At 65.3% G+C, this 24196-nt stretch carries 24 protein-coding genes; 14 read left to right on the top strand and 10 right to left on the bottom strand.

The features are described from left to right. Positions 1 to 253 precede the first annotated feature (253 nt). A complete protein-coding gene (locus BSQ44_RS03460; RefSeq protein ID WP_072601958.1) occupies positions 254 to 1819 on the top strand; it encodes a tryptophan halogenase family protein in 1566 nt (521 codons plus the stop codon). A gap of 5 nt (positions 1820 to 1824) precedes the next feature. On the opposite strand, the gene BSQ44_RS03455 is transcribed toward BSQ44_RS03460, so the two are convergent. From BSQ44_RS03455 to BSQ44_RS03445, 3 genes are read right to left on the bottom strand one after another with little or no spacing between them, the layout of a single operon-like run. After that, entirely contained in the window at positions 1825 to 3354 is a 1530-nt protein-coding gene (locus BSQ44_RS03455) for a DHA2 family efflux MFS transporter permease subunit (protein WP_072601957.1), read from the bottom strand. A gap of 39 nt (positions 3355 to 3393) precedes the next feature. Next, the gene (locus tag BSQ44_RS03450) at positions 3394 to 4554 is read right to left on the bottom strand and encodes an HlyD family secretion protein (protein ID WP_072601956.1); all 1161 of its coding nucleotides are present in this window, start codon (positions 4552 to 4554) and stop codon (positions 3394 to 3396) included. Continuing rightward, positions 4551 to 5072, bottom strand: coding sequence for a MarR family winged helix-turn-helix transcriptional regulator (locus BSQ44_RS03445; protein ID WP_083534421.1), 522 nt, complete (start codon positions 5070 to 5072; stop codon positions 4551 to 4553). The genes BSQ44_RS03450 and BSQ44_RS03445 overlap by 4 nt, the downstream gene beginning before the upstream one ends. A 145-nt stretch (positions 5073 to 5217) precedes the next feature. Here BSQ44_RS03445 and dut point away from each other — a divergent pair, with 145 nt between their 5' ends. The 13 genes from dut to BSQ44_RS03380 all read left to right on the top strand — a co-directional run bounded on the left by dut (position 5218) and on the right by BSQ44_RS03380 (position 17135). After that, positions 5218 to 5673, top strand: a complete 456-nt coding sequence (gene dut, locus BSQ44_RS03440) for a dUTP diphosphatase (RefSeq protein WP_072601955.1) — start codon at positions 5218 to 5220, stop codon at positions 5671 to 5673. Next, positions 5670 to 6362: an HAD family hydrolase gene (locus BSQ44_RS03435; RefSeq protein WP_072601954.1), complete on the top strand. Its 693-nt coding sequence runs from the start codon at positions 5670 to 5672 to the stop codon at positions 6360 to 6362. Before dut ends, BSQ44_RS03435 begins: the two co-directional genes overlap by 4 nt. Before the next feature lie 36 nt (positions 6363 to 6398). Next, positions 6399 to 7211: an isocitrate lyase/PEP mutase family protein gene (locus tag BSQ44_RS03430; RefSeq protein WP_072601953.1), complete on the top strand. Its 813-nt coding sequence runs from the start codon at positions 6399 to 6401 to the stop codon at positions 7209 to 7211. A gap of 78 nt (positions 7212 to 7289) precedes the next feature. Next, positions 7290 to 7853 (top strand): type 1 glutamine amidotransferase domain-containing protein, encoded by a 564-nt coding sequence (locus BSQ44_RS03425; RefSeq protein WP_072601952.1) that lies wholly within the window; start codon positions 7290 to 7292, stop codon positions 7851 to 7853. 157 nt (positions 7854 to 8010) lie between these two features. After that, a complete protein-coding gene (cysK, locus tag BSQ44_RS03420; RefSeq protein WP_072601951.1) occupies positions 8011 to 8988 on the top strand; it encodes a cysteine synthase A in 978 nt (325 codons plus the stop codon). A gap of 397 nt (positions 8989 to 9385) precedes the next feature. Continuing rightward, positions 9386 to 9865 carry a MaoC family dehydratase gene (locus tag BSQ44_RS03415; RefSeq protein ID WP_072601950.1) on the top strand — a complete coding sequence of 160 codons (480 nt, stop codon included), beginning with the start codon at positions 9386 to 9388 and terminating at the stop codon, positions 9863 to 9865. Between the two features lie 243 nt (positions 9866 to 10108). Next, positions 10109 to 11395 (top strand): imelysin family protein, encoded by a 1287-nt coding sequence (locus tag BSQ44_RS03410; RefSeq protein ID WP_072601949.1) that lies wholly within the window; start codon positions 10109 to 10111, stop codon positions 11393 to 11395. Positions 11396 to 11460: 65 nt separating this feature from the next. After that, on the top strand, positions 11461 to 12576 hold the full coding sequence (locus tag BSQ44_RS03405) for a hypothetical protein (protein WP_083534418.1): 1116 nt from the start codon (positions 11461 to 11463) through the stop codon (positions 12574 to 12576). Positions 12577 to 12583: 7 nt separating this feature from the next. Then, a complete protein-coding gene (locus tag BSQ44_RS03400) occupies positions 12584 to 12895 on the top strand; it encodes a (2Fe-2S)-binding protein (protein WP_072601948.1) in 312 nt (103 codons plus the stop codon). After that, the gene (gene bfr, locus BSQ44_RS03395) at positions 12861 to 13346 is read left to right on the top strand and encodes a bacterioferritin (RefSeq protein WP_072601947.1); all 486 of its coding nucleotides are present in this window, start codon (positions 12861 to 12863) and stop codon (positions 13344 to 13346) included. The genes BSQ44_RS03400 and bfr overlap by 35 nt, the downstream gene beginning before the upstream one ends. A gap of 11 nt (positions 13347 to 13357) precedes the next feature. Next, positions 13358 to 14941, top strand: a complete 1584-nt coding sequence (locus BSQ44_RS03390; protein ID WP_083534416.1) for a di-heme oxidoreductase family protein — start codon at positions 13358 to 13360, stop codon at positions 14939 to 14941. Next, the gene (locus BSQ44_RS03385) at positions 14941 to 16023 is read left to right on the top strand and encodes an imelysin family protein (protein ID WP_072601946.1); all 1083 of its coding nucleotides are present in this window, start codon (positions 14941 to 14943) and stop codon (positions 16021 to 16023) included. The genes BSQ44_RS03390 and BSQ44_RS03385 overlap by 1 nt, the downstream gene beginning before the upstream one ends. Positions 16024 to 16025: 2 nt before the next feature. Next, entirely contained in the window at positions 16026 to 17135 is a 1110-nt protein-coding gene (locus BSQ44_RS03380) for a DUF1513 domain-containing protein (RefSeq protein ID WP_072601945.1), read from the top strand. A gap of 14 nt (positions 17136 to 17149) precedes the next feature. Here the strand turns inward: BSQ44_RS03380 and phnN are convergent, their stop codons facing one another. The 7 genes from phnN to phnC form a co-directional block, all read right to left on the bottom strand. Continuing rightward, positions 17150 to 17782: a phosphonate metabolism protein/1,5-bisphosphokinase (PRPP-forming) PhnN gene (phnN, locus tag BSQ44_RS03375; protein WP_072601944.1), complete on the bottom strand. Its 633-nt coding sequence runs from the start codon at positions 17780 to 17782 to the stop codon at positions 17150 to 17152. Then, entirely contained in the window at positions 17782 to 18921 is a 1140-nt protein-coding gene (locus BSQ44_RS03370) for an alpha-D-ribose 1-methylphosphonate 5-triphosphate diphosphatase (RefSeq protein WP_072601943.1), read from the bottom strand. The genes phnN and BSQ44_RS03370 overlap by 1 nt, the downstream gene beginning before the upstream one ends. Further along, a complete protein-coding gene (locus tag BSQ44_RS03365; protein ID WP_072601942.1) occupies positions 18922 to 19629 on the bottom strand; it encodes a DUF1045 domain-containing protein in 708 nt (235 codons plus the stop codon). 104 nt (positions 19630 to 19733) lie between these two features. Next, positions 19734 to 21266 (bottom strand): phosphonate ABC transporter, permease protein PhnE, encoded by a 1533-nt coding sequence (gene phnE, locus BSQ44_RS03360; RefSeq protein ID WP_072601941.1) that lies wholly within the window; start codon positions 21264 to 21266, stop codon positions 19734 to 19736. Between the two features lie 4 nt (positions 21267 to 21270). Then, positions 21271 to 22239: a phosphonate ABC transporter, permease protein PhnE gene (gene phnE, locus BSQ44_RS03355; protein ID WP_072601940.1), complete on the bottom strand. Its 969-nt coding sequence runs from the start codon at positions 22237 to 22239 to the stop codon at positions 21271 to 21273. 86 nt (positions 22240 to 22325) lie between these two features. Continuing rightward, complete coding sequence (gene phnD / locus BSQ44_RS03350) at positions 22326 to 23237, bottom strand: phosphonate ABC transporter substrate-binding protein (RefSeq protein ID WP_072601939.1); 912 nt, start codon at positions 23235 to 23237, stop codon at positions 22326 to 22328. An 82-nt stretch (positions 23238 to 23319) separates the two neighbouring features. Beyond that, positions 23320 to 24162 carry a phosphonate ABC transporter ATP-binding protein gene (gene phnC, locus BSQ44_RS03345; RefSeq protein WP_072601938.1) on the bottom strand — a complete coding sequence of 281 codons (843 nt, stop codon included), beginning with the start codon at positions 24160 to 24162 and terminating at the stop codon, positions 23320 to 23322. Between the last annotated feature and the right edge of the window lie 34 nt (positions 24163 to 24196).

Here is a 24196-nt window from a genome sequence, read left to right as displayed (position 1 = left end):
CTGTAAACGCGGTCCCGGCATGGCGATCCATCCCCTCCTGGCGGCTGTCCCGCCGTCCGCCTCGTCTTTCCCATACATCCAAACGTACGGTTCCGGAAGCTTTCGATCCCGCGACATCGCGGCATCGTTGCGCCGGCAGCGCGCGGCCGTGCCATCGTTCGCAACCCGCCTTATCGTTACCAAACGGTATTATGACGACAGGTTGCTAGTCCCCCTATCTTCTGCTCTTTTGTTAGCCGGGAGGGGCTAACACATGAACAAATCGCGGACGCATTACGTCGTTGTGGGCGGCGGAACGGCCGGATGGCTCGCCGCGCACATGCTGAAACGGCAGGCGGACAACGCCGGGCTCGCGGTCGACGTGACCGTCGTCGAATCGAGCCGCATCCCGACCATCGGCGTCGGCGAGGGCACCACCGGAGTCTTTCGCCAGCTTCTCGATCTGCTCGAAATTGACGAGGCGGAATTCATCCGCAGCACCGGCGCCACGATCAAGTTCGGCATCCGGCACAAGGACTGGCTGCGCAAGGGCCACCACTATGACGGCCCGATCGACGATCCGAATGCGCTGGCCGCCCGCCCCGACTTCCGGCCGGACGAGCAATTCTGCGCGCTCGACGTGTACGCCGTCGCCAAGAACATCCGGCTTGCCGACATCCACCTCTTCGGCGAACTCATGCGGCGAGGCCGCAGCCCCTACGGGTTGATCGACGGCGAATTCGTCTCGGCGTCGCCGTTCCTCTATGCCTACCATTTCGACCAGGCCAAGGTCGGAGCTTTCCTGCGCGACAAGGCGAAGGGCATTGCTCAGGTCGACGCTGAGGTGCTCGGCGCCCGCAAGAACCCGGAGACCGGTGACATCGAGGCGCTGCTGCTCGACGAGGATCGGGAGGTTGCCGGCGATTTCTTCATCGACTGCACCGGCTTCCGCCGCAAGCTCATCCGCGGCGAGATGGGCGCGCAGTGGATTTCCTATCAGTCGACGCTGCCGGTGAACCGCGCCATGCCCTTCTGGCTCGAACACGAGGAAGGCGCGGAGATCTCTCCCTTCACGCTGGCCTGGGCACAGGAAGCGGGCTGGCTGTGGTCGATCCCGACGCAGGACCGGATCGGCTGCGGCTACGTCTATTCCGACCATTTCCGGACGCCGGAGGAAGCGCATGCCGAGATCGAGCGGGCGCTGGGGCGCAAGATCGAGCCGCGTGCGGACCTGCGGTTCGACAGCGGGCGCCTCGACCGGAACTGGATCGGGAACTGCCTTGCCCTGGGTCTGTCATCGAGCTTCCTCGAGCCGCTTGAGGCCACGTCGATCCACGGAACGGTCGTGCAGCTGTTCCTGTTCACGCGCCGTTTCATGGCCAGGGCGACCTCGGCGGACGAGCGTGTCCGCGGCATGTTCAACGGCGTGGCCGAGCGACAGCTCAACGACTTCCGCGACTTCATCAACATCCACTACGCCGGCGAACGCGAGGAGCCATTCTGGAAACACGTCCACCAGAACTGCCTCAACGAGGTGACGCGCGAACGGCTGCAGCGCTGGTCGAGGGAGATGCCGAAGCGGGCGGACTTCATGCCCTTGCCCGACAACCTCCCGCACTTGGCGGAACAGCTTTACTATCCGGTGCTGGATGGTTTGGGCCATCTCTGCCGCAAGGCCGCGAACGCGGAGATGGCGGCCAAGCCGGCGCTGCGCGCGCACGCCCGCAAGGCGATCGAGGAACAGGGGCGGGAGTACAAGAAGGCGGCGACCAAGTGCCTTGGGCACCGCCGCTATCTGGATCTCCTCGCACAGGGCAAACCGGCCGGCGCGCTACAGTAGCCGGATCAATCCATGTGGGCGGCGGCCGGCGCTGCGGGCGCCGCGCTCGGCTTGCGCAGGAGCAGCGCCAGCGGGATGGCGCACAGGGTGACGATCATCATCAGCTTGAAATCGTTGATGTAGGAGATCATCAGCGCCTGGGCGTTCACCAGCTGGTCGATCTGCGACAGCGCAGTCGGATCGCCGCTGGCGGCGCCCGGAGAGATCGCGCGCAGCGCCGGATTGAACGGATTGATGAAGGCCGACAGCTCCGCGTGGTTCACCTGCATGTTCCGGGTGAGCATGACGGTAACGATGGAGATGCCGATCGACGAGCCGATGTTGCGCACGAGGCTGAACAGGCTCGCGGCATCGGTTCGGAATCGCGGCTCGAGCGTGGCGAAGGCGACGGTCGACAGGGGCACGAAAACCAGGCCGAGGCCGAGGCCCTGGATGATGCCCGAGACGATGATGAGCCGGTCGTCCATCTGCGGCGAGAAGCCCGTCATGTCGTATAGCGACCACGCCGTCAGCGCCAGGCCGGCGACCACCAGCATCCGTGCGTCCACCATCCGCACCAACCGTCCGACGAGGATCATGGAAATCATCGTGCCCACCCCGCGCGGTGCCATGACCAGACCCGTACGGATGGTCGAATGGCCGAACAGGCGCGACAGCATCGGCGGCAGCAGCGCCAGGCTGGCGAGCAGGATGATGCCGACGATGAAGATGAAGACGAGGCCCGTGACGAAGTTGCGGTCGCGGAAGATCGCCGGATCGATGAAGGTCTCGTTGCCGGTCAGCAGATGGACCGCGAAGATCCAGAACCCGGTGATAGACAGGCCGAGCTCAATCCAGATCTCGACGGCCGAGAACCAGTCCACCTCCCCGCCGCGGTCCAGCATGAGTTGCAGCGCGCCGACGCCCAGCGAAAGCATGGCGAAGCCGAAGAAGTCGAACCCGCGAAGGCGCTTGGCGATGCGCGGCAGATAGGCGGTACAGCCGAGGAAGGCGACGATGCCGACCGGAAGGTTGATGAAGAAGACCCAGCGCCAGTCCAGCGTCTCGGTCAGCCAGCCGCCAAGCGTCGGTCCGATGATGGGGCCGACCATGATGCCGGCGCCCCACATCGCCATAGCCGATCCGTGACGTTCCTTGGGATTGATGTCGAGCAGGAAGGTCTGCGAGAGCGGCACGATCGCGGCGCCGAAAAGGCCTTGCGTGACCCGGAACAGGACCATCGATTCCAGGTTCCAGGCCAGGCCGCAGGCCATGGAGGAGACGGTGAAGCCGACGATCGAGACGAGGAAGAGTTCACGCCGGCCGATCCGGTCGGAGAGCCAGCCGGTCACCGGCGTCATGATCGCGGCGGCCACGATATAGGACGTCAGCACCCAGGTGATGGTGTCCTGGCTCGCGCCGAGATCGCCCGTCATCGTCGGCAGCGCGACGTTGGCGATCGTGGTGTCGAGCACCTGCATGATCGTGGCGAGCATGATCGATACGGTGATCAGCCCGCGATGCGGAACCGCTGTGTCGGAGTTTTCCATCGCCATCTTGCCCTTGTTCCCTCCCTTGCGGGGCGGGAAACGGCGCTACTCGGCTGCGATCGCGCTGCCGAAAAGGGAGGCGAAGTCCGGCAGGCCGCGTGCCTTGCCGGTGTCGACCTCCACGGTTGCGCTCATTCCTGTGCGAAGCGCACCGGCCAAATCGTCATCCGCTTCGAGGCGGAGGCGGACAGGGATTCGCTGGGTCACCTTTACCCAGTTGCCGGTGGCGTTCTGCGCGGGAAGCAGCGAGAACTCCGCGCCCGTGCCTGCGCCGATCGAATCGATGGTCGCTTCCAGGGCATGATCCGGGTACGCGTCAATCCAGACCTCTGCCTTCTGGCCCGGCTTCATGTGGGTCAGCTGGGTTTCCTTGAAGTTGGCGTCGACCCAGGAGTCGCCGGTCTCGACCAAGGTGAAAAGCGGCGACCCGGCCGAAACCATCTGGCCCACCTTGAAGGACGAGGCCTGCGCGATGACGCCGTCGCCGGGCGCGACCACCCTGGTCAGGCCGAGCTTCCATTGTGCGTTCTCGCGCGCGGCCAGCGCGGCCATCACTGCGGGATGCTCGTCCGTCTCGATGTCCGGATTGCCCGCGAGCGCGGCCTTGGCGCTGGCTATCCCCTGCTGGGCGACGGCAAATTGTTCCTTTGCCTTGGCGAGGTCGTGACGCGCCGAATCGAGTGCCGACTTCGTGCCGATGCCCTTGTCGGTAAGCGATTCCTGGCGCTGCAATTCGCTTTGCAGGTAATCCACCTCGTCGCCGGCCACCTCCGCCTCGGCGAGCGACTTCTGGTATCCGGCGCGCAACTGCGCGACCTCGAGCCGCGCCGCCGCGAGGGCGGCATCCGCCTGCGCCAGCGCGATGCGGTAGGGTTCGGGATCGATCTCGAAGAGCACGTCGCCGGCCTTGACGTGTTCGTTCTCCGAAATGTCGGCCTCGGTGACGCGGCCGGACACCTCGGCCGTCACCGAAATGCGCGCCTGGCGCAGGTTGGCGTTCTCCGTCTCCTCATAGCGGCCGCCGGTGACCCAGACGTATCCGCCGCCCACCAGGAGCGCGGCGGGCACAGCGATCATCAGGAGAGGGCGCAGTCCGCGCCGCCTCTTCTTCGGAGCGGGTGCTTCGGGCGGCTGCGGCGCGGTGGCCTCGTCCATCTTCAGCGCGATCTCTTCCGCCGTCTCGTCGGCCTTCGTCCTGGCATTCATCCGTTCGTACCTTCCACTGCTTCCGGCACCCGCTCGTCGACCTTGGCGGCCGGACCCTGTTCGCACCGCGCCGGCTCTCCCTCGGCCAGGTTGGCGAGGATCGTCTCCAGCCCGCGCAGCAACGCGCTCCTTTCGGCCGAAGACATTCCGTCCAGCGCCTCCTGATAGATCGTCCCGGCGACCTCCTTCACGGCGCCGAAGGTCGTGCGGGCCTTGCCCGTCGGATAGACCACGCGCACGCGGCGGTCGGACGGCGACGGGCGGCGCTCGATCCAGCCGCCTTCTTCCATCCTGTCGAGCAGGCGCGAAACGCTGATGGGCTCGATCTCGAGCAGTTCCGCGAGCCGTGCCTGGGCCATGCCCTCTTCCTTGACGAGACGAAACAGTAGCCGCCACTGGGCCGCAGAGAGTCCATAGCCGGCCGCCCGCACCTCGAAGCGCTTGCGCAACAGGCGCGCCGCGTCGTGGATCAGGAACCCGAGCCTTTCCGTACCGTCAGTGTTTTTCATGAGCGCCATATATAATAAGCATGCTTACCTTTCAAGATAGTTACCACTGGGGAGCCATGCCGGCGGCACAGGCAAGACATGCATTTCATGCATGGCGGACGCCGATCCATCGCGAAGCTATTGACGCGCGGAGGACCCCCGGCCAAATGACGCCATGTCCATCGTTCTGCCGATCGTCCGCCTGCCGCATTCGCAAGGCCTCCCGTTGCCGGCCTACGAGACCGCCGGCGCCGCCGGCATGGATCTGAGGGCCGCGATCCCCGAAGACCGCAATCTCATCATCCTGCCTGGGCGCCGTGCGCTCGTGCCCACCGGTCTCATCTTCGAGATCCCCGCTGGCCACGAGGGCCAGGTCCGGCCGCGCTCGGGGCTGGCGCTGAAGCACGGCATCACCTGCCTTAACACCCCCGGCACCATCGACAGCGACTATCGCGGCGAGGTGCAGGTGCTGCTTGTAAACCTAGGCGACGCGGATTTCGCGGTGACCCGCGGCATGCGTATCGCGCAACTCGTTATCGCGCCGGTGCTCCAGGCGACGATCGAGGAGCGCACGCTGGCGCAGGAGACCTCGCGCGGCGCGGGCGGCTTCGGCTCGACGGGCGCCCGATGAGGCCACCCGGCCTGGTGATCTTCGACTGCGACGGCGTGCTCGTCGACACCGAGACGCTGGCCAACCGCAAGCTCTCCGAATGGCTGACGCAGGCCGGTTTCCCGGTAACCTACGAGGAATGCCGCCGCCGCTTCTGCGGGCGGTCCATGCGATCCGTCCAGGAGGAGATCGAGGGTACCGGCACCAACCTGGGTGTCGATTTCGTTGACCGCTGGAACGCCGGACTGCCCGAACTCTTCGCCAGTGGCGTCGAGGCCGTTCCGTACGTGGAAACGCTCATCGAGACTTTGCGCGCTGCCGGAATCCCCTACTGCGTGGCATCTTCGGCGCGGGTTTCCAAGATGCACATCACTCTCGGAGCGACCGGGCTTCTGCCTCGTTTCGAGCACGCGATGTTCAGTTCCACCATGGTCGCCCGCGGAAAGCCGTGTCCGGACCTCTTCCTGCACGCCGCCGACACGATGGGGTTCGCGCCCGCCGATTGCATCGTCATCGAGGACGCGGTGGCCGGCACGATCGCCGGTGTCGCCGCAGGCATGCGCGTCTACGCCTATTGCGGCGATCCCCTTTCGGACCGCGACGGCCTGGCCAAGGCCGGCGGCATCCTTTTCGACGACATGCGGCAGGTGTCAGGAATGATCGGCCTGGACCAACCGACCGGCTTTGCGAGGCACGGCGCGAGCGGATAAAATCGCGGCCGCGGGTTCACGGATTCAGGGACGGCCATGGACAAGAGCAGGGACATCGGCGCGGTCTTCCGCGCGCTGCATACGTCGGCGGACGCGTTCGTCATTCCCAATCCCTGGGATGTCGGCACCGCGAAATTCCTCGCCTCGCTCGGCTTCAAGGCACTGGCCACCACCAGCGCCGGCTATGCCTTTGCGCGCGGCCGGCCTGACGGCGGCATCCCGTTCGACGAGATGATCGCGCATTGCAAGGAACTCGTCGCGGCCACCGACCTGCCCGTCTCGGCCGATCTGGAGAACGGAAAGGGCGACACGCCGGATTCCGCCGCCGAAACGGTGTTCGCAGCCGAAGCCGCCGGTCTCGCCGGCTGCTCGATCGAGGATTTTTCCGGCGACGAAACGAACGCGATCTACGAGTTTCAGCATGCGGTAGAGCGTGTGGCAGCGGCGAGTGAAGCGGCACGATCGCTTCGGCGCGACTTCGTGCTTACGGCGCGAGCGGAGAACTTCCTGCACGACCGGTCCGATCTCGACGACACGATCCGCCGCCTGAGAGCCTTCGAAGAGGCCGGAGCGGACGTGCTCTACGCGCCCGGACTCACCAGCATCGATCAGGTGAAGGCGGTCTGTTCGGCGCTCACGAAGCCGGTCAACATCCTCGCGGTTCCGGGATTTTCCGTCCGCGACCTCGCGGAAGCCGGCGCCAAACGTATTTCGCTCGGCTCGAAGCTTACGACCGCAGCCTTCGGCGCCGTCGAGGCGGCGGCGCGGGAGATGCTGGACGAGGGCACAGTCGACTTCTCGCGCAAGGGCACTTCCTTTGCCCGTCTGCAGGCGCTGTTTTCCGACTGACGACTGTTCCTCGACGGGCACCGAACAAAAGCGCATCTGGGGCGTTCTCCTGCGTTACCATTCAGCAGGAGCAAGATCATGCCCGACATCGCGCAATCGAGGATCGCGATCCTCGCCACCAACGGCTTCGAGCAGTCCGAGCTCGAGGTCCCGCTGTCGAAACTGCGGCAGGCGGGCGCAACCGTCGACGTCGTCTCGCTGGAGAGCGGCGAGATCAAGGGGTGGGACAAGAAGGATTGGGGCGAGCCCGTGACCGTTGATCGCGTCCTGGATCAGGCTAATGCCTCCGACTACGACGCCATCGTCCTGCCGGGCGGGCAGATCAACCCCGATCTGCTGCGCGTCGAGAAGAAGGCGATCGATTTCGTGAAGGCCTTCGCCCGCGCCGGCAAGCCGGTCGCGGCCGTCTGCCACGCGCCATGGCTGCTCATCGAGGCGGACCTCGTGAAGGGCAAGCGTGCGACCTCGTACCACTCGATCAGGACCGACATGATCAATGCCGGTGCGAAGTGGGAAGATTCCGAAACCGTGCGCGACGGCAATCTCATCACCGCGCGCAACCCCGGCGATCTCGACGCCTTCGTCGAGGCGATCGTCGAGGCCGTCGAGGGGACTTCGGAAAAGCGTTCCGCCGCGGAGTAGCGGATCGACTCCAGCGGCGGCGGATGCGGCGTCGGGGTTTTCCCTCGGCGCCGCTTTCGCTTTGACGCTCATCCGTAGAAAACTATTCCTTGCCGAAAAGCGGCCATTGGGGTTTCGTAGCGTCGAACGACCTCCCGCGGGTCGATGGAGGAACGACATGAGCGACGCCAACGAGAATGCACGCAAGCCGGGACGGGGGCGGATCTACTCCTCCATCACCGAAACGATCGGCGACACGCCCATCGTGCGGCTGGACAAGTTCGCGAAGGAAAAAGGCATCGTCGCCAACCTTCTCGCCAAGCTCGAGTTCTTCAACCCCATAGCCAGCGTCAAGGATCGCATCGGCGTCGCGATGATCGATGCCATGGAAGCAGATGGCCGCATCAAGCCGGGCGAGACGACTTTGATCGAGCCGACCTCCGGCAACACCGGCATCGCGCTGGCCTTCGCGGCTGCGGCCAAGGGCTATCGCCTGATCCTGACGATGCCGGAGACCATGTCCATCGAGCGCCGCAAGATGCTGGCGCTGCTCGGCGCCGAACTCGTGCTGACCGAAGGCCCGAAAGGCATGAAGGGGGCGATCGCCAAGGCCGAGGAGCTCAAGTCGACCATCCCCGGCTCGGTCATACCGCAGCAGTTCGAGAATCCGGCGAACCCGGACATCCACCGCAGGACCACCGCCGAGGAGATCTGGAACGACACTGGCGGCGAGGTCGACATCTTCGTGTCAGGCATCGGGACGGGCGGCACTATCACGGGCGTCGGGCAGGTGCTGAAGCAGCGCCGACCGGGGCTGAAGGTGGTCGCCGTCGAGCCGGAGGCCTCTCCGGTTCTGTCCGGCGGCCAGCCGGGACCGCATAAGATCCAGGGCATTGGTGCAGGGTTCGCGCCGAAGATCCTCGACACCTCCGTCTACGACGAGGTGATCGCCGTCTCCAACGAAGACGCCTTCGCCAATGCGCGGCTACTTGCCAGGATCGAGGGGGTGCCGGTCGGAATCTCGTCGGGCGCGGCGCTTCAGGCGGCGGTGATCGTGGGAAGCCGCGCCGAGAACGCCGGCAAGACCATGGTCGTCATCATCCCGTCCTTCGCCGAGCGCTACCTGTCGACCGCGCTCTTCGATGGTCTCGGCTGATCGATCCGATCAGGAGAAACGCACCCGCGAATCGGCGGCGACGCGACCCTGGCGACGTGCGCAGGCCGGTCCAGGGCCGCGCATGTAGTAGCGCTCCGGCCGATAGGTAGGCATCACGAACTCGCGGATTGCGCAGGCGCAACCGAAGATGCTGCTCAAGAACGTCATTGTCCCGTGTCCCGATGTCCGGATAGTCCCTTCCGAAACAGGCTCATCCTACCAGCCGATTCTGAATGTCCGGTGAATCGCGCCGGTAAGGATCGTTTCCGTGCTGACGAATCGTAGCTTTTTCGTGAACGCCATAGTGATTAACCCCATCCGGCGCTCAACCCTTCCCAGCCCACCGCACGCATTCTAGAAGGCGCGCATCCGGTGCAGCGCGACGCGGAGATGTGGAATGCCGAGACAGGACCTGACGTTCGAAAGCATGGCCGGTCTGGTCGGACAGGAACTCGGCATCTCGTCCTGGATCACCGTCGACCAGGAGATGATCGATCGGTTCGCCGAAACAACGCATGACCGTCAGTGGATCCATGTCGACGTGGAACGCGCCCGCCGCGAGAGCCCGTTCGGCGCCACGATCGCGCACGGGTACCTCACGCTCTCGCTCATTCCGGTCATGAGCTACGAGATCGACGCCCGTCCTCGAGACGTCGCAGCCACGTTGAACTACGGGCTGGACAAGGTCCGCTTCCTGACTCCCGTGCGGGCGGGCTCGCGTGTGCGCATGCGATCGAAGCTTGTTTCGTTCGAACCGAAGGGCGTCGGTCAGTTCCTGATGAAGTCGCTCAACACGATCGAGATCGAGGGTGAGGAAAAACCCGCTCTGATCGCCGAGGCGCTCGCCATGGTCATCCGGACCGGCGGCGCGGCATAAGAGCGCGGAACAGTGCTTCAACGGATCGACTGCTCTCGCCGGCAACTCCCGTATAACATGACTTTTCTGCTCAAGTCAGTTTAGAATAGTTCTAAACTATTGATTTGTAAGCACTTTGTCCCCCTTTCGCGAATTGACAGGCGTCCTCCGGAGAGTCTTTATGTCGCGACGAAGGGCTGACGCGCGACGCTCCCAACCGCGCGACCGCTCTGTTCCAGCAAGACGGCATTCGAGGAGGCGACAATGGCAAGCTCAGCAACCCGGACCCCGCGACGCATGGCGGTCTGCGCCGTCGCCGCGATCGTATTTTCGCCGGCGGCGTATGCTCAGACCGATTTCCGCCCGGTGCTGCAGACCTATTCCGATATCGCGCTGGCCAAGTATGAGGATTCGCTCGCAGCCGCGAAGGCCCTGGACGAAGCGGCCGATGCACTGATCGCAAATCCGTCGAAGGAGACGTTGGAAGCTGCGCGAACCGCCTGGAAGGCGTCCCGCATTCCCTATCAGCAGACCGAGGCGTACCGCTTCGGCAACCCGATCGTGGACGACTGGGAAGGGCGCGTGAACGCCTGGCCGCTCGACGAAGGTCTCATCGACTACGTGGATGCGGCCTACGGCACCGAATCCGACGACAACGCGCTCTACACTGCCAACGTGATCGCCAATCCGTCGATCGAGATCGGCGGAACGGCGGTGGACGCCAGCGAGATCACCCCCGAATTTCTTTCAGGCACGCTGCAGGAAGCCGGCGATATCGAAGCGAACGTCGCCACCGGCTACCACGCCATCGAATTCCTCCTCTGGGGCCAGGACCTGAACGGGACAGGCGCCGGCGCCGGCGAGCGGCCCTACACCGACTATGACCCGGCGAACTGCACCGGCGGGCACTGCGATCGCCGCGCGCAGTATCTCGACGCGGCGACCGACCTGCTCGTTTCCGACCTGGAGGAGATGGTCGGCAACTGGCAGGAGGGCGGAGAAGCGCGGCAGAACCTCCTGGAAGGCGATCCCAAGGCGGGCGTCGCCGCTATCCTCACCGGGCTCGGCTCCCTCTCCTACGGCGAACTGGCCGGCGAGCGCATGAAGCTCGGCCTGCTGCTGCACGATCCGGAGGAAGAGCACGACTGCTTCTCCGACAACACGCACATCTCCCACCTCTACGATGTGGTGGGTATCCGCAACGTCTATCACGCCGCCTACGCGCGCACCGACGGCACCAGGATCGAGGGCCCCTCGGTGTCCGATCTCGTCAAGCAGGTAGACCCGGCGCTCGACGAGGAACTCTCCGGCAAGCTCGACGCCACCGTGGCCGCCATGGAGGCCATGGAGGAGCGCGCGAAAGGCGGCGAGGCCTACGACCAGATGATCGGCGAGGGCAACGAGGCGGGCAATGCCGCCGTGCAGGCGGGGATCGACGCGCTCATCGACCAGACCCGCTCCATCGAACGGGCCGTGGCCGCCCTGCAGCTCGACGGCATTGCCTTCGAAGGGTCCGACAGCCTTGACAATCCCGACGCCGTATTCCAGTGAGCAGGAGCTGTAATGTTATTACGTTACGTATCACTGAATTCATCGGGGACCATTCGGATATGAGCATGCTTCGCACCACGTCACTCCTGGCCGCTTTCGCTTCAGCCTGGACGCTCCTGCCGGGCAGCGCTTTCGCCGAGCCCGTGGAGCTCCCGGTCGTGGCGGAGACCTATCCGTACCTCGAAGGGACGCTGGACCTGGAGCTCGGCAACGATTGGGTGTTCCGCGCCGACGACCCCGGAGCGGAGGTAGACGACCTCTATTTCCTCGGCGAACTCGGGGTGAAGCTCGGGCTGACGCCGATCTTCGCGATCAACTTCGGACTGACTGCCGAATCCGTGCTCGATCCGGAGCCATTCAAGGACCGGGCCTTCGGCGACATCGGTCTCTACGTCGACACGTTGAACCTCGAAGCGAAACTCGGCGCCGCGACGCTCTTCGCCGGGAAGTTCGGCCCGGCCTTCGGCACCGCCTGGGACATCACGCCGGGCGTTTACGGGACCGAATTTGCCGAGGACTACGAGCTTTCCGAACAAATCGGCTTCGGCGCGACTTACGAGTTCGACGCCGGGGCGGCCGGAAAGCACACGCTGGGCGGTCACGTCTTCTTCGTCGACACGACCTTCCTCTCGGATTCGATCTTCACCCGCCGCGGCAGGGTGGGCATCGGCGATGGCGGGATCGGCAACACCGAGAAGCTGAACAACTTCTCCATCACGCTCGACGGCACGGATCTCGAGGCACTGCCCGGATTTTCCTACAATCTCGGCTACCGCCACCTCTCGGCCGGCGTCACCGAAACGGCCGACGAGGACGGGTTCGTGGCCGGCCTCGCCAAGGAGACGGCGCTCGCGAGCGGCATGGTTCTTGGCTTGAACGGCGAGATCGCCTATTTCTCGGATGCCGCGGGCTTGGCGGGAGACGATGCGCTCTACACCACCGTCGGGCTCTCCGTCGCCAACGGTCCCTGGCACGGCGAACTCGCCGGAACCGTTCGCAGGCTCGACTTCGCCGGTGCCGGATCGACGAGAGATCATCTCGTCCAGGTCTCCGCCGGCTACGGGTTCGAGAACGGGATCGACATCAGCGCCGGCTATGCGCACGTGCGCGAGGCCGATCTGGACTACGACATCATCGGACTGAGGTTGACGAAGAGTTTCGAGTTCACGAGCCGCAAATAGGAACACCATGCTCGTCTGTCACTGCAACATGATCACCGAGAAGGAGATCGAACGGACCATCGTCGGCCTGCTCGACGCCGATCCGTGGCAGCTGATCGTGCCTGCGAAGGTATACCACGCGCTTTCCAAGCGCGGACGCTGTTGCGGCTGTTTCCCAAATGTGGTGGAAACGATCATCCGGGTCACCGAGGACTACCACACGCGTTCGGAGGCGAACGCCGTGGAAATCGTTTCACACCTAGACCGCGTACGCGGATTGCGCGGTCAATACGGGAGCAGGCGTCATGAAGGGCGAACCACAAATCATAGAGCGGCTTAACGAGGCCCTGTTTCTGGAACTCGGTGCCGTCAACCAATACTGGCTTCACTATCGTCTGCTGGAAGACTGGGGTTACATCAAGCTCGCCAAGAAGGAGCGCGAGGAATCGATCGAGGAGATGCATCACGCCGATAAGCTGGTCGCGCGCATCATCTTTCTCGAAGGCCATCCGAACCTCCAGTCGGTCGGGCCGCTCAGGATCGGCGAGAACGTCAGGGAAGTGCTGGAATCGGACCTCGCCGGCGAATACGACGCCCGCACGTCCTACAAGAAGTCACGCGAGATCTGCCAGGAACTCGGCGACTACGTCACCATGAAACTGTTCGAGGAACTGCTGACGGACGAGGAAGGCCACATCGACTTCCTCGAGACGCAACTCGACCTGATGAAGTCGCTCGGCGAGGAAAAGTACGGCCTCCTGAACGCCGGGAACGCCGGCGAAGAGGACTAGGACGTGAGCGCATGCGGCCCCTGAGATCATTCGCGCGCCGCATGCGCCCTTCCTTATCGCGCCGCATCGGGGTTTCTCCCGCAGCAACCGGCCTGACCCTGGCCGCTACCGCCTTCGCGGTCGCGGCGAGCGCCTTCGCCGCCGAGATCGCCGCGATCCCTTCGACGCGCGACGATCTTTCCGCCGAGGACATCGCCCGCGTCGAGAGGGTGACGCGCCCGACTGACGACTTCTCCGCACCGGAAAAGTTCGAGAACATGCAGGGCGGCGCGGCGACCTCGCGCAAGCTCGTCAACGCCGACGCCTTCTCGAACTTCTCGGCCAACCTCACCTTCGCCGAAGAAGAGACGTTCAAGCTCGGCAACGCCCTGTTCCGCAAGCTGTGGGTCTCCTCGCCCTCCTCGACCCAGGCCTCCGACGGGCTGGGGCCGCTGTTCAACGCGCGCGCCTGCCAAAGCTGCCATCTCAAGGACGGCCGCGGCCATCCGCCGACCGAGGGCGACGCGTCGTCCATGTTCCTTCGCCTGTCGCGGGCGCCAAGGACGGCCGAAGAGCAGGCTCTCCTCAGGGACAAGCAGATCCTCAACCTGCCGGACCCGGTCTATGGCGGCCAGTTGCAGGACCTGGCGGTCCCAGGTCTCAAGTCGGAAGGCAAGGTCGCGGTCACCTACGAAGAGGTTCCGGTGACCCTCGGCGACGGCACGGTGGTTTCGCTGCGGCGGCCGGAATACTCGGTCACCGACCTCGCCTACGGCCCGATGAACGTCAGCACGACGCTGTCGCCGCGCGTCACGCCGCCGATGATCGGGCTCGGCCTCGTCGAGCAGATCCACCCGGCCGACATCCTGGCGCTGGCCGACCCCGACGATGCCGACGGCGACGGCATCTCCGGACGGCCGAACGTGGTACGCGATGCGGCTGGACAGCTGACGCTCGGCCGCTTTGGCTGGAAGGCGCAGACCGCCTCGATCCGGCAGCAGGCGGCGAACGCCTTCGCCGGCGACATCGGCATCTCGACCCCCGACGTGCCAAACTCCTGGGGTGAATGCACCGAATCCCAGACCGATTGCCTCGCAGCGGCGAGCGGCGTGCAGGAGCGTCTGGGCGACACCGAGGCGCCCGATCCGGTGCTCGATCTGGTGACCTTCTATTCGCAGAACCTGGCGGTGCCGGCGCGCCGCGACGTCGACGATCCGCAGGTCCTGCACGGCAAGGACGTCTTCTATTCGCTCGGCTGCGGCGGCTGCCACACGCCGAAATTCGTCACCAGGCGCGACGCCCCGAACAAGGCGCAGGCGTTCCAGCTCATCTGGCCCTATTCCGACTTCCTGCTGCACGACATGGGCGTCGGCCTCGCCGACTGGCAGCCGGTGGGAGACGCGCGCGGCAGCGAATGGCGCACACCGCCGCTCTGGGGCATCGGCCTCACCGAGACCGTGAACGGCCACACCTTCTTCCTGCACGACGGGCGGGCACGAAACCTCACCGAGGCCATCCTGTGGCACGGCGGCGAAGCGGAAGCGGCACGCGACGGCTTCAAGGCCCTGTCGAAACAGGACCGCGAGGCATTGATCCGGTTTCTGGAGTCTCTCTGATGCGTCTGCGTTTCCTGGTTGCCTTGGCCTGTTTCGGGCCGGTCTTCTCCGTGCCCGCGTACGCGCAATCCCCGGACGGCGCCGTTGAAATGGTGGCCGGCGCTCTCCACGGCTACATCCAGCCCGCCTACCGGGCCTTCGCGACAGCGGCGGACGCGTTGCACGAGCGGGTCGAAACCCTCTGCCAGGAGCCGTCCGCGGAAACGCTAGAAGCGGCCCGCGCCGGTTTCGACGAGGCCGTGCAGGCCTGGGCCGGTATCGAACTCGTCCGCTTCGGACCGGTGACGCAGGACAACCGGCTCGAACGGATCTTCTACTGGCCGGACCGCCGCAGCATCGGCCTCAAGCAAGTGCAGGGCATCCTCGCCACCGAGGACGCGTCCGCCACCAGCCTCGACACGCTGGTGCAGAAGAGCGTCGCCGTGCAGGGTTTCGGCGCGCTGGAGTTTTCGCTGTTCGGGACCGGCAGCGACGACCTGGCGGATCAGGCCGGCTTCCGTTGCGACTATGCACGGACGGTGACCGCCAATCTGGACGAGACCGCGAGTCAGCTCAGCGCCGGCTGGACCGACGACGACGGTATCTCCCGGCTATGGACTGAGCCCGGCGCGGACAATCCGCTCTACCGCAGCGGCGAGGAGTCCCTGTCGGACCTGATCGACATCGCCATCCACGGCCTCGAGTTGGTTCGCGACGTGCGCATCAACGGTTTCCTCGCCGAGGTGCCGGGCGACGACCAGCCGAAGCAGGCGCTGTTCTGGCGCTCCCGGCAGACGATCCCCGCCATCCGATCGAACCTCCGCTCCGTCGGCGGACTTCTGGACGCGGCCGGGCTTGAGGAACATCTTGCCGAAGACAAGCGCTGGATCCCTGACTCCATCCGGTTCGAACTCGCCAATGCCGACCGCGCGCTTGCCGCGCTCGATGACGACCCCATCGCCGACATCCTCGCCGACCCGGACCGGCGGGCGAAGCTCGACTACGTGCGTATCGTCACCTCCGGGCTGTCGGACCTCGTGGGCCGCCAGCTGAGCGGCGAATACGGACTGACAGCGGGCTTTTCCTCACTCGACGGAGACTGATCGTGCGGGCGCCGAAGCAGGGACTGATCAACCGCCGCTTCTTCCTCAAGGCGGCCGGTGCCGGGTTCCTCGCGAGCCTCGCTCCTGAAGCAGCGATGGCGGCGCTTTCCGCCGACGCGGTCTTCGCCACCGCCTTCGTCGATCGCGACGAGCGCTACGGCATCGCGGTTCTCTCGGAGCGTGGCGAAATACTGCACCGCCTAGACCTTCCGAACCGCGGGCACGACGTCACCTTTGATCCCGTCACCCGCCGCTCCGTCGCCTTCGCGCGAAGGCCGGGCACCTTCGCGGTCGTGTTCGACCATACCGGCCGCGGCGAGCCGGTGACGATCGCCAGCGCCGCCGGCAGGCACTTCTTCGGCCACGGCGTCTTCTCGCCCGACGGGCGGCTGCTCTACGCGACGGAAAACGATTTCGACGCCGCGGCAGGAATGATCGGCATCTACGACGCGACCGACGGCTTCAGCCGCATCGGCGAGTTTCCCACGCACGGCATGGACCCCCACGAACTGCTTCTCATGCCGGACGGGAAGACGCTGGCGATCGCCAATGGCGGCATCGAGACGCATCCGGATTTCGGCCGCGCCAAGCTGAAAATCGCCACGATGCAGCCTTCGCTCGTCTTCATCGACCGCGAGACGGGCGATCTCTTCGAAAAGCACAAGCTTCCGTCCGCCCTGCACAAGCTGTCGATCCGGCACATGGCGATCGACAATGCGGGATCGGTCTGGTTCGGCTGCCAGTACGAGGGGCCGGCGCTCGACCAGCCGCCGCTGGTCGGAACCGCGCGTCCCGGCGAGGAACTCAACCTCGTCGATATGCCTCCGGACGTGCTCGCCGGCTTCCGCAACTATATCGGTTCGGTCGCGGCCAATGGCGACAGTGGCACCGTCGCGGTCTCCTCCCCGCAAGGCAACCAGATGGCCGTCATCGAAACCTCGACGAGGAAGATCGTCGCTCGGCGCGACATGACGGAAGTCTGCGGACTTGCGCCGGACGGCGCTGATTACCTCGCAACGACCGGCGAAGGCCGCGTCGTCTGCCCCGCGTCGGACGACGACCGGACGCTGCCGGAATACGTCTGGGACAACCACATCCTGCGGATTGGCTGACGCGCCGAAGTATCTCAGAGATCCAGCGGCGCCATCGAGAGTTCGGCGGCGGCCTCGATGGCGGAAATCAGCGCCTCGCCCGCCTCCGCGATCGTCCCATCATTGGCGATCGTGGCGAATGCGCCGGAGATACCTAGGTCCGTCTCCGTGCTGCGAGAAAGCCGCGCAGCCACCTCCTCCGCGCTTTCGCGGCCCCGCGCAATCAGGCGGGCGGAAAGCGTCGCCTTGCTGGCGACGACGGCCACGACGGAGACGTTGCGGTAGCGCGTCCGCAGCGCCGGGATCGCCTTGCGCGACAGGTTGGCAACCACCGTATCGCCGGCGGAGATGTGCCGGTCGACGCCCGCGGGCAGGCCGTAGCGCAGGCCGTGCGCCTCCCAGGACAGCGCGAAGGCGCCGTCGGCTTCCGCCCGTTCGAATGCCAGCGGCGACAGCGTGTCGTGGTCTTCGGTCGATCCGTCCGCCGTCCGGGTGATGACGCGCCGCACGAAATGAAACCGGTCCAGACCCTTCTCCGAAAGCCGGACCTTGGCATAGGCGATCAGCGTGTCCTTGCCGGCGCCGCTGGGTCCGACCACGGCGACGAATGCGCCCTGACGCTCGCGCGCGTCGGGACCGTTCCGGCCGCGTGAAACCGATCCTTCCATCAAGCGACGCGGCGGCCTTCCCGCCAGACCGAGCGCACGACGGGAATGTGTTCGTCGACGCGCACGCGCACGAGGTCGGCCCGCTTGCCGATGGCGATCTCGCCCCGATCGTCCAGTCCCGTCGCCGCGGCGGGGTTTTTCGAAACCATCGCGACGGCCTGCGGCAGCGAGATCTGGTCCACCACCTCGCCGAGGAAGAATGCAGACTGGATCAGGCTGAAGGGAATGTAGTCCGATGAAAGAATGTCCAGACAGCCGCGCTCGGCGAGTTCGCGGGCCGACACGTTGCCGGAATGCGATCCGCCGCGTACGACGTTGGGCGCGCCCATCAGCACGCCCATGCCGGCGCGCTTGGACGCGCTCGCCGCCTCGAGGGTCGTCGGGAACTCGGCGACGACGATGCCCTGCTCGATCGCCTCGTCGACATGCTCCGTCGTGGCATCGTCGTGGCTCGCCAGCACGATGCCGCGCGACCGGCACGCCTGCGAGAGCGCGACCCGGTGGCGCGAGGAGTTTCGCGCCGACTCCCCCATCCGCTTTTCACAAAACCTGTTGAACGCCTCGTCGGAGAGCTTCAGCTTGCCCTGATAGTAGGACGCATAGTTTTCCAGATTCACGAACTGGCGCTGGCCCGGTGCATGGTCCATCAGAGAGACGAGCCTGACGCGCTCGTCGCCGTCGAACAGCGCGAATCCTTCCAGGCAGTCGTCGGCAGAAACCTCGCAGCGCAGGTGAAGGAAATGGTCGGCGCGCAGGCGGTCCTTCCGCACCCCATCCTCGATCGCATCGGCCAGGTGGCGCATGTCGCCGGCGGTGATGTCGGAATCCTCGTCGAGACCGACGCGCAAGGCGTCGAACACCGTCGTGATGCCAGAGGTCGCAACCTGCGCATCATGCGCCAGCACTGCGGCGAGCGGGTTCCAGCGGACCTTGGGGCGCGGCGCGTAATGACCTTCGAGGTGGTCGGTGTGGAGTTCGACCAGCCCGGGGATCAGGTAGTCGCCACCAAAATCCTCGCCAGACGCCGCATTGCCCGGCGAGACGTCCGCGATAAGTCCGTCGCGGATGACGACCGACCCGTCGACGATCTCGTCGGCGAGAACGATCCTGGCATTGGACAATACGGTTTCGGTGGTCATTCAGGCGGACTTTCGTTGCTGCATCTGCCCCAGCGGGCGGTGCGCCAGCACGGTGAAGGGCGCCCCGGGTTCCCTCTCCACGAAGAGGGCAAGCGATGCGATGTCGAGCGGCTCGCCCAGCAGAGGGCCGAAGAAGGCTTCCACGGCCTGGGTGAAGCGCGGGGTATCGGCTTCGGCAATACGCCCGGAAAGCGTCATGTGGAAGAAGAAGGATTCGAAGACGTACGGGTAGCCCCACTGGTGGAGGTGCTTCAGTTCGGCCGGCCGCAGCGATTCGGGATTGCGCCGGGCGATGTCGGCGTCGGTCATGGGCGCGCGGAAGCGATCGAACGCCACGACGATGTCGCTCGCCAGCCGGTCCAGCGCCGGGCTGCGCTCGGCCGGCGTCAGCGCGAAGAAGCCGCTGATCCGCCTCAGCTTCATGGCCGGCAGGTAGACCGGATCGACGCTTGCCGCAAACGTGTCGAAGGCGGCGAGCAGAGAGGCTTCGGTCTTGGCGGGCGCGAGCGCGAACGGCGCCTTGAGCGTGGCGTGGAAGCCGTAGCGCCGCGCCGACGCCGTGTGATAGGCGAGTTCCTCCGCCGAGAGGCCGGGCACCGAAGGCGCCGGCACCGACGTGCCCGTGAAGGGATCGCGGGCCAGCCAGCGCGCCGCGGCGCGCGTCAGCGGATCGTCATGAGGCGGCGTGAAATAGATGGCATAGCGCATGGGGAACTGTCCTCGCCGAGGGCGACGGGATAGGCGATTTTCGTGACAGAATGACGAAGCCGCCGACGGCTACGGCGAGATAGCAAATCGGTCCGGAAAAGTCATCAATGGCGGGAGGAGCCTTCCATCAGGCGCTGGCGGAAAAAGTTCGAGATGTTGTCGAAGACGAAGACCACGATCAGGATCAACACGACCATGTAGGCGACGTTTTCCCAGTCTTGGTTCGTGCGCATCGCCTCCCACAGCTTCAGGCCGATGCCGCCGGCGCCGACGGCGCCGATGATGGTGGCGGACCGTGTGTTCGATTCCCAGAAGTACAGGGACTGGCTGAGAAACACCGGAAGCACCTGCGGCAGGACGCCGTAGCGCTGCACCACCGCCGGTGCGGCCCCGACCGAGCGGACGCCCTCGCGCTGCTTGTCGTCGATGTTTTCGAGCGTCTCGGAATAGAGCTTTCCGAAGGTGCCCGTGTCGGTGAAGAAGATCGCCGATATGCCCGCGAGCGGACCCGGACCGAAGGCACGGGTGAAGAACAGCGCCCAGATCAGCATGTCGACGGACCGCAAGAAGTCGAACAGGCGCTTGAAGACCTGGTTGGCGAAGAAGTTCGGCGTGATGTTGCGCGCCGCCGCGAAGGCCAGCGGAAATGCCAGCAGCGAGGCGAAGACAGTCCCGACGAAGGCCATGACGATGGTCTGCAGCAGCTTGATCCAGACGTCGGCATGCTGCCATTCGGCATTGTAGAGGATGTTGTTCACAGCAAGGGCGAAGTTGGACGTTTCGGGCACCAGCCTCGGTCCCGCCACGATCAGCGACACGACTTCTCCGAAGGATCTGCCCCAGAAGGGCGAGTTCGTGTCGAAAACGAAGTTCTCCCAGCCCCAGAAACGGTGCCGGATCTTGACCTCGTCGCTCTCGATCTCGGCGCGTCCCGAGAAACCGAAGCCGACGATGATCTTGCCGCCGGGCGCGCGCTGCTGGGCCCAGGCCGGCAGCGGAGCGCTTGCGACCACGCTTTCGTCGCGGACGATATCGATGTCGAGGATTTCCGGCCCGCGCGTGACGGTGACGCGTCCGGGGCGGATATCGATCGCAGCGGTCGGGCCGATCTCGACGACGGTCCGGACGATCTCCTCTCCGCGGATCGTTCTCGGCTCTTGCTTCGCCGCATCGGGCGTCGGCAGAAGATCTGGCTCCGCGGCAGGTGCCGGATCTCCCCCGACCGGCCCGAGCAGGCTGCCGAACGAACTGTTCTGGCCGCCACCCGAACCCTTCGAGGTGTCGGGGCCGCTGACTGCGCGCTCGACGACGGCGCGTTCGGTTGTCACCCAGTCCGGCTGCGGGTCCTCTCCGAGCGGAGAGAAGCGCGGATAGGAGATCACCAGATGGTTTTCTTCGAACTCCACGTCGGGCCGAACCTCGTAGGAAACCCAGTCGGCGAGATAGTTGCCGGCGATGTCCCAGTTGCCGTTCGAGAAGACCGCACCGATGGAGAAGAACCACCAGACGAAGACGAGGTAGAGCGCGATCCCGGCGGCAACCAGCGAACCGGTGAACCGCTGCGCGAAGGAGCGCTTGAAGAGCGCCGGGTGGCGCGCGGCGATATCGCCGGTCTCGGCGGCGGACAGAAGCGCCATGGTCTCAGGCTCCCCGGCCGAACTCGAAGGCCTGGGACCCCACCAGACGCTTGCGCAGCCAGGCGGAGAACTGGTCGACCAGGACGATGGTGGTAAACAGCAGAAGCACGATGGCGAGCGTCTTGGCCTCGTGGCCGCGGCTGATCGACAGCCTCAGCGCCTCGCCGATGCCACCGCCGCCAACCGCGCCGATGATTGTCGAGGCGCGCACGTTGATCTCGAACCGCAGCAGTCCGTAGCTCAGGAAGTTCGGCATGACCTGCGGCACGATGCCGAACCACACCCGCTCGGTCCAGTTGCCCCCCGCCGCGCGCAGGCCCTCATCCGGGCGCATGTCGGCATTCTCGACCACCTCGAAGAACATCTTCCCCAGGGCGCCGATCGTGTGGATCGACACCGCGATCATCGCGGGTACCGCGCCCAGCGAGAAGATCGCGAGGAAGAAGCCGGCGATGACGATTTCGGGAAAGGCGCGCAGGATCTCCATGAAGCGGCGCACGAAGAAGCGCAGGAAACGGTTCGCGACGAGATTGCGCGCCGCCAGAAAGCAGAGCAGGAACCCCGCGCCGAAACCGATCAGCGTCGAGACCGCCGCGATGTTCAGCGTCTCGATCATCTTGTAGAAATATTCGGGAAGATAGATCGTCTCCGTCAGGTAGACCCGCCCTTCCGGATAGTTGAACTTCAGGCTTCCGTCGAAATGGGGCGACGGCAGATCGAACATCGCCCGCCAGACTTCCCAGCCGTCGCGCGGGACGAGCATGGAAATGAAATCGAAGAAGTAGGGCAGCCGGTCGAAGAATTTTCCGGCGTTGGTCTCGTTCGCGAACCAGAGCGACGCCGTCATGGCGGCGACGAAGACCCCGAACCCGAGCAGGGTATACATGCGGCGGCGACCCGCCAATTCCCGCCAGTGGCGCTCGACGAGCTGGCCCGTCTGCGAAAGCGGCGTCGCCGTCATGGTGGCCGTCATTCGATCCCGCCCTGAGAATGCCTGCTGTGAACATGCAAGACGCGCCGCCAGCCAGTCGGCGGGCGGCGCGTCCGGTTGTCTGATGCTTACGAGCCGATCTGCGCCTTACGGGCGTCGATGATCGGCTGGTAGAAGGCCGGAGTCACTTCCGTGTAGCCCTTGAAGTCGCCGCCCTGGATGGCGGAGAAGCAGGCCGGGTCGCTGTCGGGCAGCGCCAGCATGAAGTCCTTGAACTTGGTCTTCGTATCGTCGTTCATCGACGTGCGCACGACGATTGGGCCGTTCGGGATCAGCGGCGACTTCCAGATCTCGACGAGATCGTCCATGTCGAGGATGCCCTTGTCGACCATCTTACGCAGGTTGCCGGACGTGTAGCCGTCCTTGAAATCGCCGACGCCCGAGGCCCAGGTCGTGCCCGCGTCGAAAGTGCCCTTGACGACTTCGAGGACGAGGTTCTCATGACCGCCGCCGAAGCCGGTCTCGGCGAAATAGTCCTTCACCGCGACGCCGCCGAGATCCTTCGGCAGCGTGACGACCGGAACGAGATAGCCGGAGGTGGAGTCCGGATCGGCGAAGCCGAGCTTCTTGCCCTTGAGGTCCTCGAGCGACGTGAGGCCGGAATCGGCTCGGGCAACCATGACGGAGTGATAGCCGGTGGAACCATCGGTCTGGATCGTCGTCAGAATCGGGTCGACCGCTTCCGGGTTCTCCAGATAGACCTTGGCGTAGCCCGAAGCGCCGAGCTCGGCGTAGTCGAGCGTGCCGCCGAGCAGACCCTGGATCACGCCGTCATAGTCGGCCGCCGGGAACAGCGAAACCTTCTCGACGCCGAGAACGTCCGGAAGCTTGTCGACCATGCACTGGAAATTGCGCAGGCGGTCGGCTTCGTTCTCGCCGCCCAGAATGCCGATGCGGAAGTCCTTCAGATCCTCGGCCTGCGCCGAACCGACTGCAAGGGCGGCGAGCGCGACGGCGCCCATCAGTGCCTTTTTGAACATCGATGTCTCTCCTGTTGGTCCGGCTGGCGCCGGCTGCTTCGATTTCGTGGGGCCCGTTACGCGGGCGACGCGATCCCGCCCGTCAGGCGTCGGCCAGAGCCGGCTCCAGCGATGCGATGGATGCCTTGACCCTCGGCCGGCGCGTGTCGATGCTGGTCGAGGTGATGTCTTCGGAAATGTCCGATCCGTCGCTATCGGCGCCATAGATCATGCGGACGGCTTCGGTCGTCAGGTCCTCGGCCGGGCCGTCGAAGACGACCTCGCCCGCCGCCATTCCCACGACGCGCTCGCAATAGTTTCGCGCCGTGTCGAGCGTGTGCAGGTTGGTCACGACGGTGATGCCTTCGCGCCGGTTGATGTCTGCGAGCGAATCCATGACGATTTTAGCGTTCATCGGATCCAGCGACGCGATCGGCTCGTCGGCCAGAATGACCTTCGGCTGCTGCATGAGGGCGCGGGCGATCGCCACGCGCTGCTGCTGCCCGCCCGACAGGGTGCCGGCCCGCTGCAACGCCGCCTGCGCGATCCCCAGCCGCTCCAGCGCGGCGATCGCCGAGGCGCGTTCGGCATCCGAGAAGATGCCCATCAGGTTGAGTGCGGTGGAGCGGTGGTTGAGCCGTCCCAGAAGCACGTTGGTCAAGACGTCGAGCCGGGGCACGAGGTTGAACTGCTGGAAAATCATGGCGCAGTCGCGCTGCCACGCCCGCAGCTTCGCACCCCGCAGAGAAGAGACCTCGACGCCGGAAAACTTGATGACGCCCTCGGACGGGTCGATCAGGCGGTTGATCATGCGCAGCAGGGTCGACTTGCCCGCACCCGAGCGTCCGATGACGCCGACCATCTGGCCGTTGGGTATATCGAGCTCCACGTTCTTGACGGCAACGTTGCCGCCGAAGCGGCGCGTCACCTTGCGTATTTCAAGCATACGGCTCCCCGTTGTCGCGCTTTTTCGCGTCTAC

The organism is Aquibium oceanicum, assembly GCF_001889605.1.
Classification (GTDB): Bacteria; Pseudomonadota; Alphaproteobacteria; order Rhizobiales; family Rhizobiaceae; genus Aquibium; species Aquibium oceanicum.
The sequence above is the reverse complement of the archived record's forward strand: the minus strand, read 5'-3'. Positions and strand labels throughout refer to the sequence as shown.

Excerpts from the sequence above, each read along its gene's own strand:
- BSQ44_RS03460 (WP_072601958.1), top strand. The coding sequence starts at position 254 with ATGAACAAATCGCGGACGCATTACGTCGTTGTGGGCGGCGGAACGGCC.
- BSQ44_RS03455 (WP_072601957.1), bottom strand. The coding sequence starts at position 3,354 with ATGGCGATGGAAAACTCCGACACAGCGGTTCCGCATCGCGGGCTGATC.
- BSQ44_RS03450 (WP_072601956.1), bottom strand. The coding sequence starts at position 4,554 with ATGAATGCCAGGACGAAGGCCGACGAGACGGCGGAAGAGATCGCGCTG.
- BSQ44_RS03445 (WP_083534421.1), bottom strand. The coding sequence starts at position 5,072 with ATGGCGCTCATGAAAAACACTGACGGTACGGAAAGGCTCGGGTTCCTG.
- dut (WP_072601955.1), top strand. The coding sequence starts at position 5,218 with ATGTCCATCGTTCTGCCGATCGTCCGCCTGCCGCATTCGCAAGGCCTC.
- BSQ44_RS03435 (WP_072601954.1), top strand. The coding sequence starts at position 5,670 with ATGAGGCCACCCGGCCTGGTGATCTTCGACTGCGACGGCGTGCTCGTC.
- BSQ44_RS03430 (WP_072601953.1), top strand. The coding sequence starts at position 6,399 with ATGGACAAGAGCAGGGACATCGGCGCGGTCTTCCGCGCGCTGCATACG.
- BSQ44_RS03425 (WP_072601952.1), top strand. The coding sequence starts at position 7,290 with ATGCCCGACATCGCGCAATCGAGGATCGCGATCCTCGCCACCAACGGC.
- cysK (WP_072601951.1), top strand. The coding sequence starts at position 8,011 with ATGAGCGACGCCAACGAGAATGCACGCAAGCCGGGACGGGGGCGGATC.
- BSQ44_RS03415 (WP_072601950.1), top strand. The coding sequence starts at position 9,386 with ATGCCGAGACAGGACCTGACGTTCGAAAGCATGGCCGGTCTGGTCGGA.
- BSQ44_RS03410 (WP_072601949.1), top strand. The coding sequence starts at position 10,109 with ATGGCAAGCTCAGCAACCCGGACCCCGCGACGCATGGCGGTCTGCGCC.
- BSQ44_RS03405 (WP_083534418.1), top strand. The coding sequence starts at position 11,461 with ATGCTTCGCACCACGTCACTCCTGGCCGCTTTCGCTTCAGCCTGGACG.
- BSQ44_RS03400 (WP_072601948.1), top strand. The coding sequence starts at position 12,584 with ATGCTCGTCTGTCACTGCAACATGATCACCGAGAAGGAGATCGAACGG.
- bfr (WP_072601947.1), top strand. The coding sequence starts at position 12,861 with ATGAAGGGCGAACCACAAATCATAGAGCGGCTTAACGAGGCCCTGTTT.
- BSQ44_RS03390 (WP_083534416.1), top strand. The coding sequence starts at position 13,358 with ATGCGGCCCCTGAGATCATTCGCGCGCCGCATGCGCCCTTCCTTATCG.
- BSQ44_RS03385 (WP_072601946.1), top strand. The coding sequence starts at position 14,941 with ATGCGTCTGCGTTTCCTGGTTGCCTTGGCCTGTTTCGGGCCGGTCTTC.
- phnN (WP_072601944.1), bottom strand. The coding sequence starts at position 17,782 with ATGGAAGGATCGGTTTCACGCGGCCGGAACGGTCCCGACGCGCGCGAG.
- BSQ44_RS03370 (WP_072601943.1), bottom strand. The coding sequence starts at position 18,921 with ATGACCACCGAAACCGTATTGTCCAATGCCAGGATCGTTCTCGCCGAC.
- BSQ44_RS03365 (WP_072601942.1), bottom strand. The coding sequence starts at position 19,629 with ATGCGCTATGCCATCTATTTCACGCCGCCTCATGACGATCCGCTGACG.
- phnE (WP_072601941.1), bottom strand. The coding sequence starts at position 21,266 with ATGGCGCTTCTGTCCGCCGCCGAGACCGGCGATATCGCCGCGCGCCAC.
- phnE (WP_072601940.1), bottom strand. The coding sequence starts at position 22,239 with ATGACGGCCACCATGACGGCGACGCCGCTTTCGCAGACGGGCCAGCTC.
- phnD (WP_072601939.1), bottom strand. The coding sequence starts at position 23,237 with ATGTTCAAAAAGGCACTGATGGGCGCCGTCGCGCTCGCCGCCCTTGCA.
- phnC (WP_072601938.1), bottom strand. The coding sequence starts at position 24,162 with ATGCTTGAAATACGCAAGGTGACGCGCCGCTTCGGCGGCAACGTTGCC.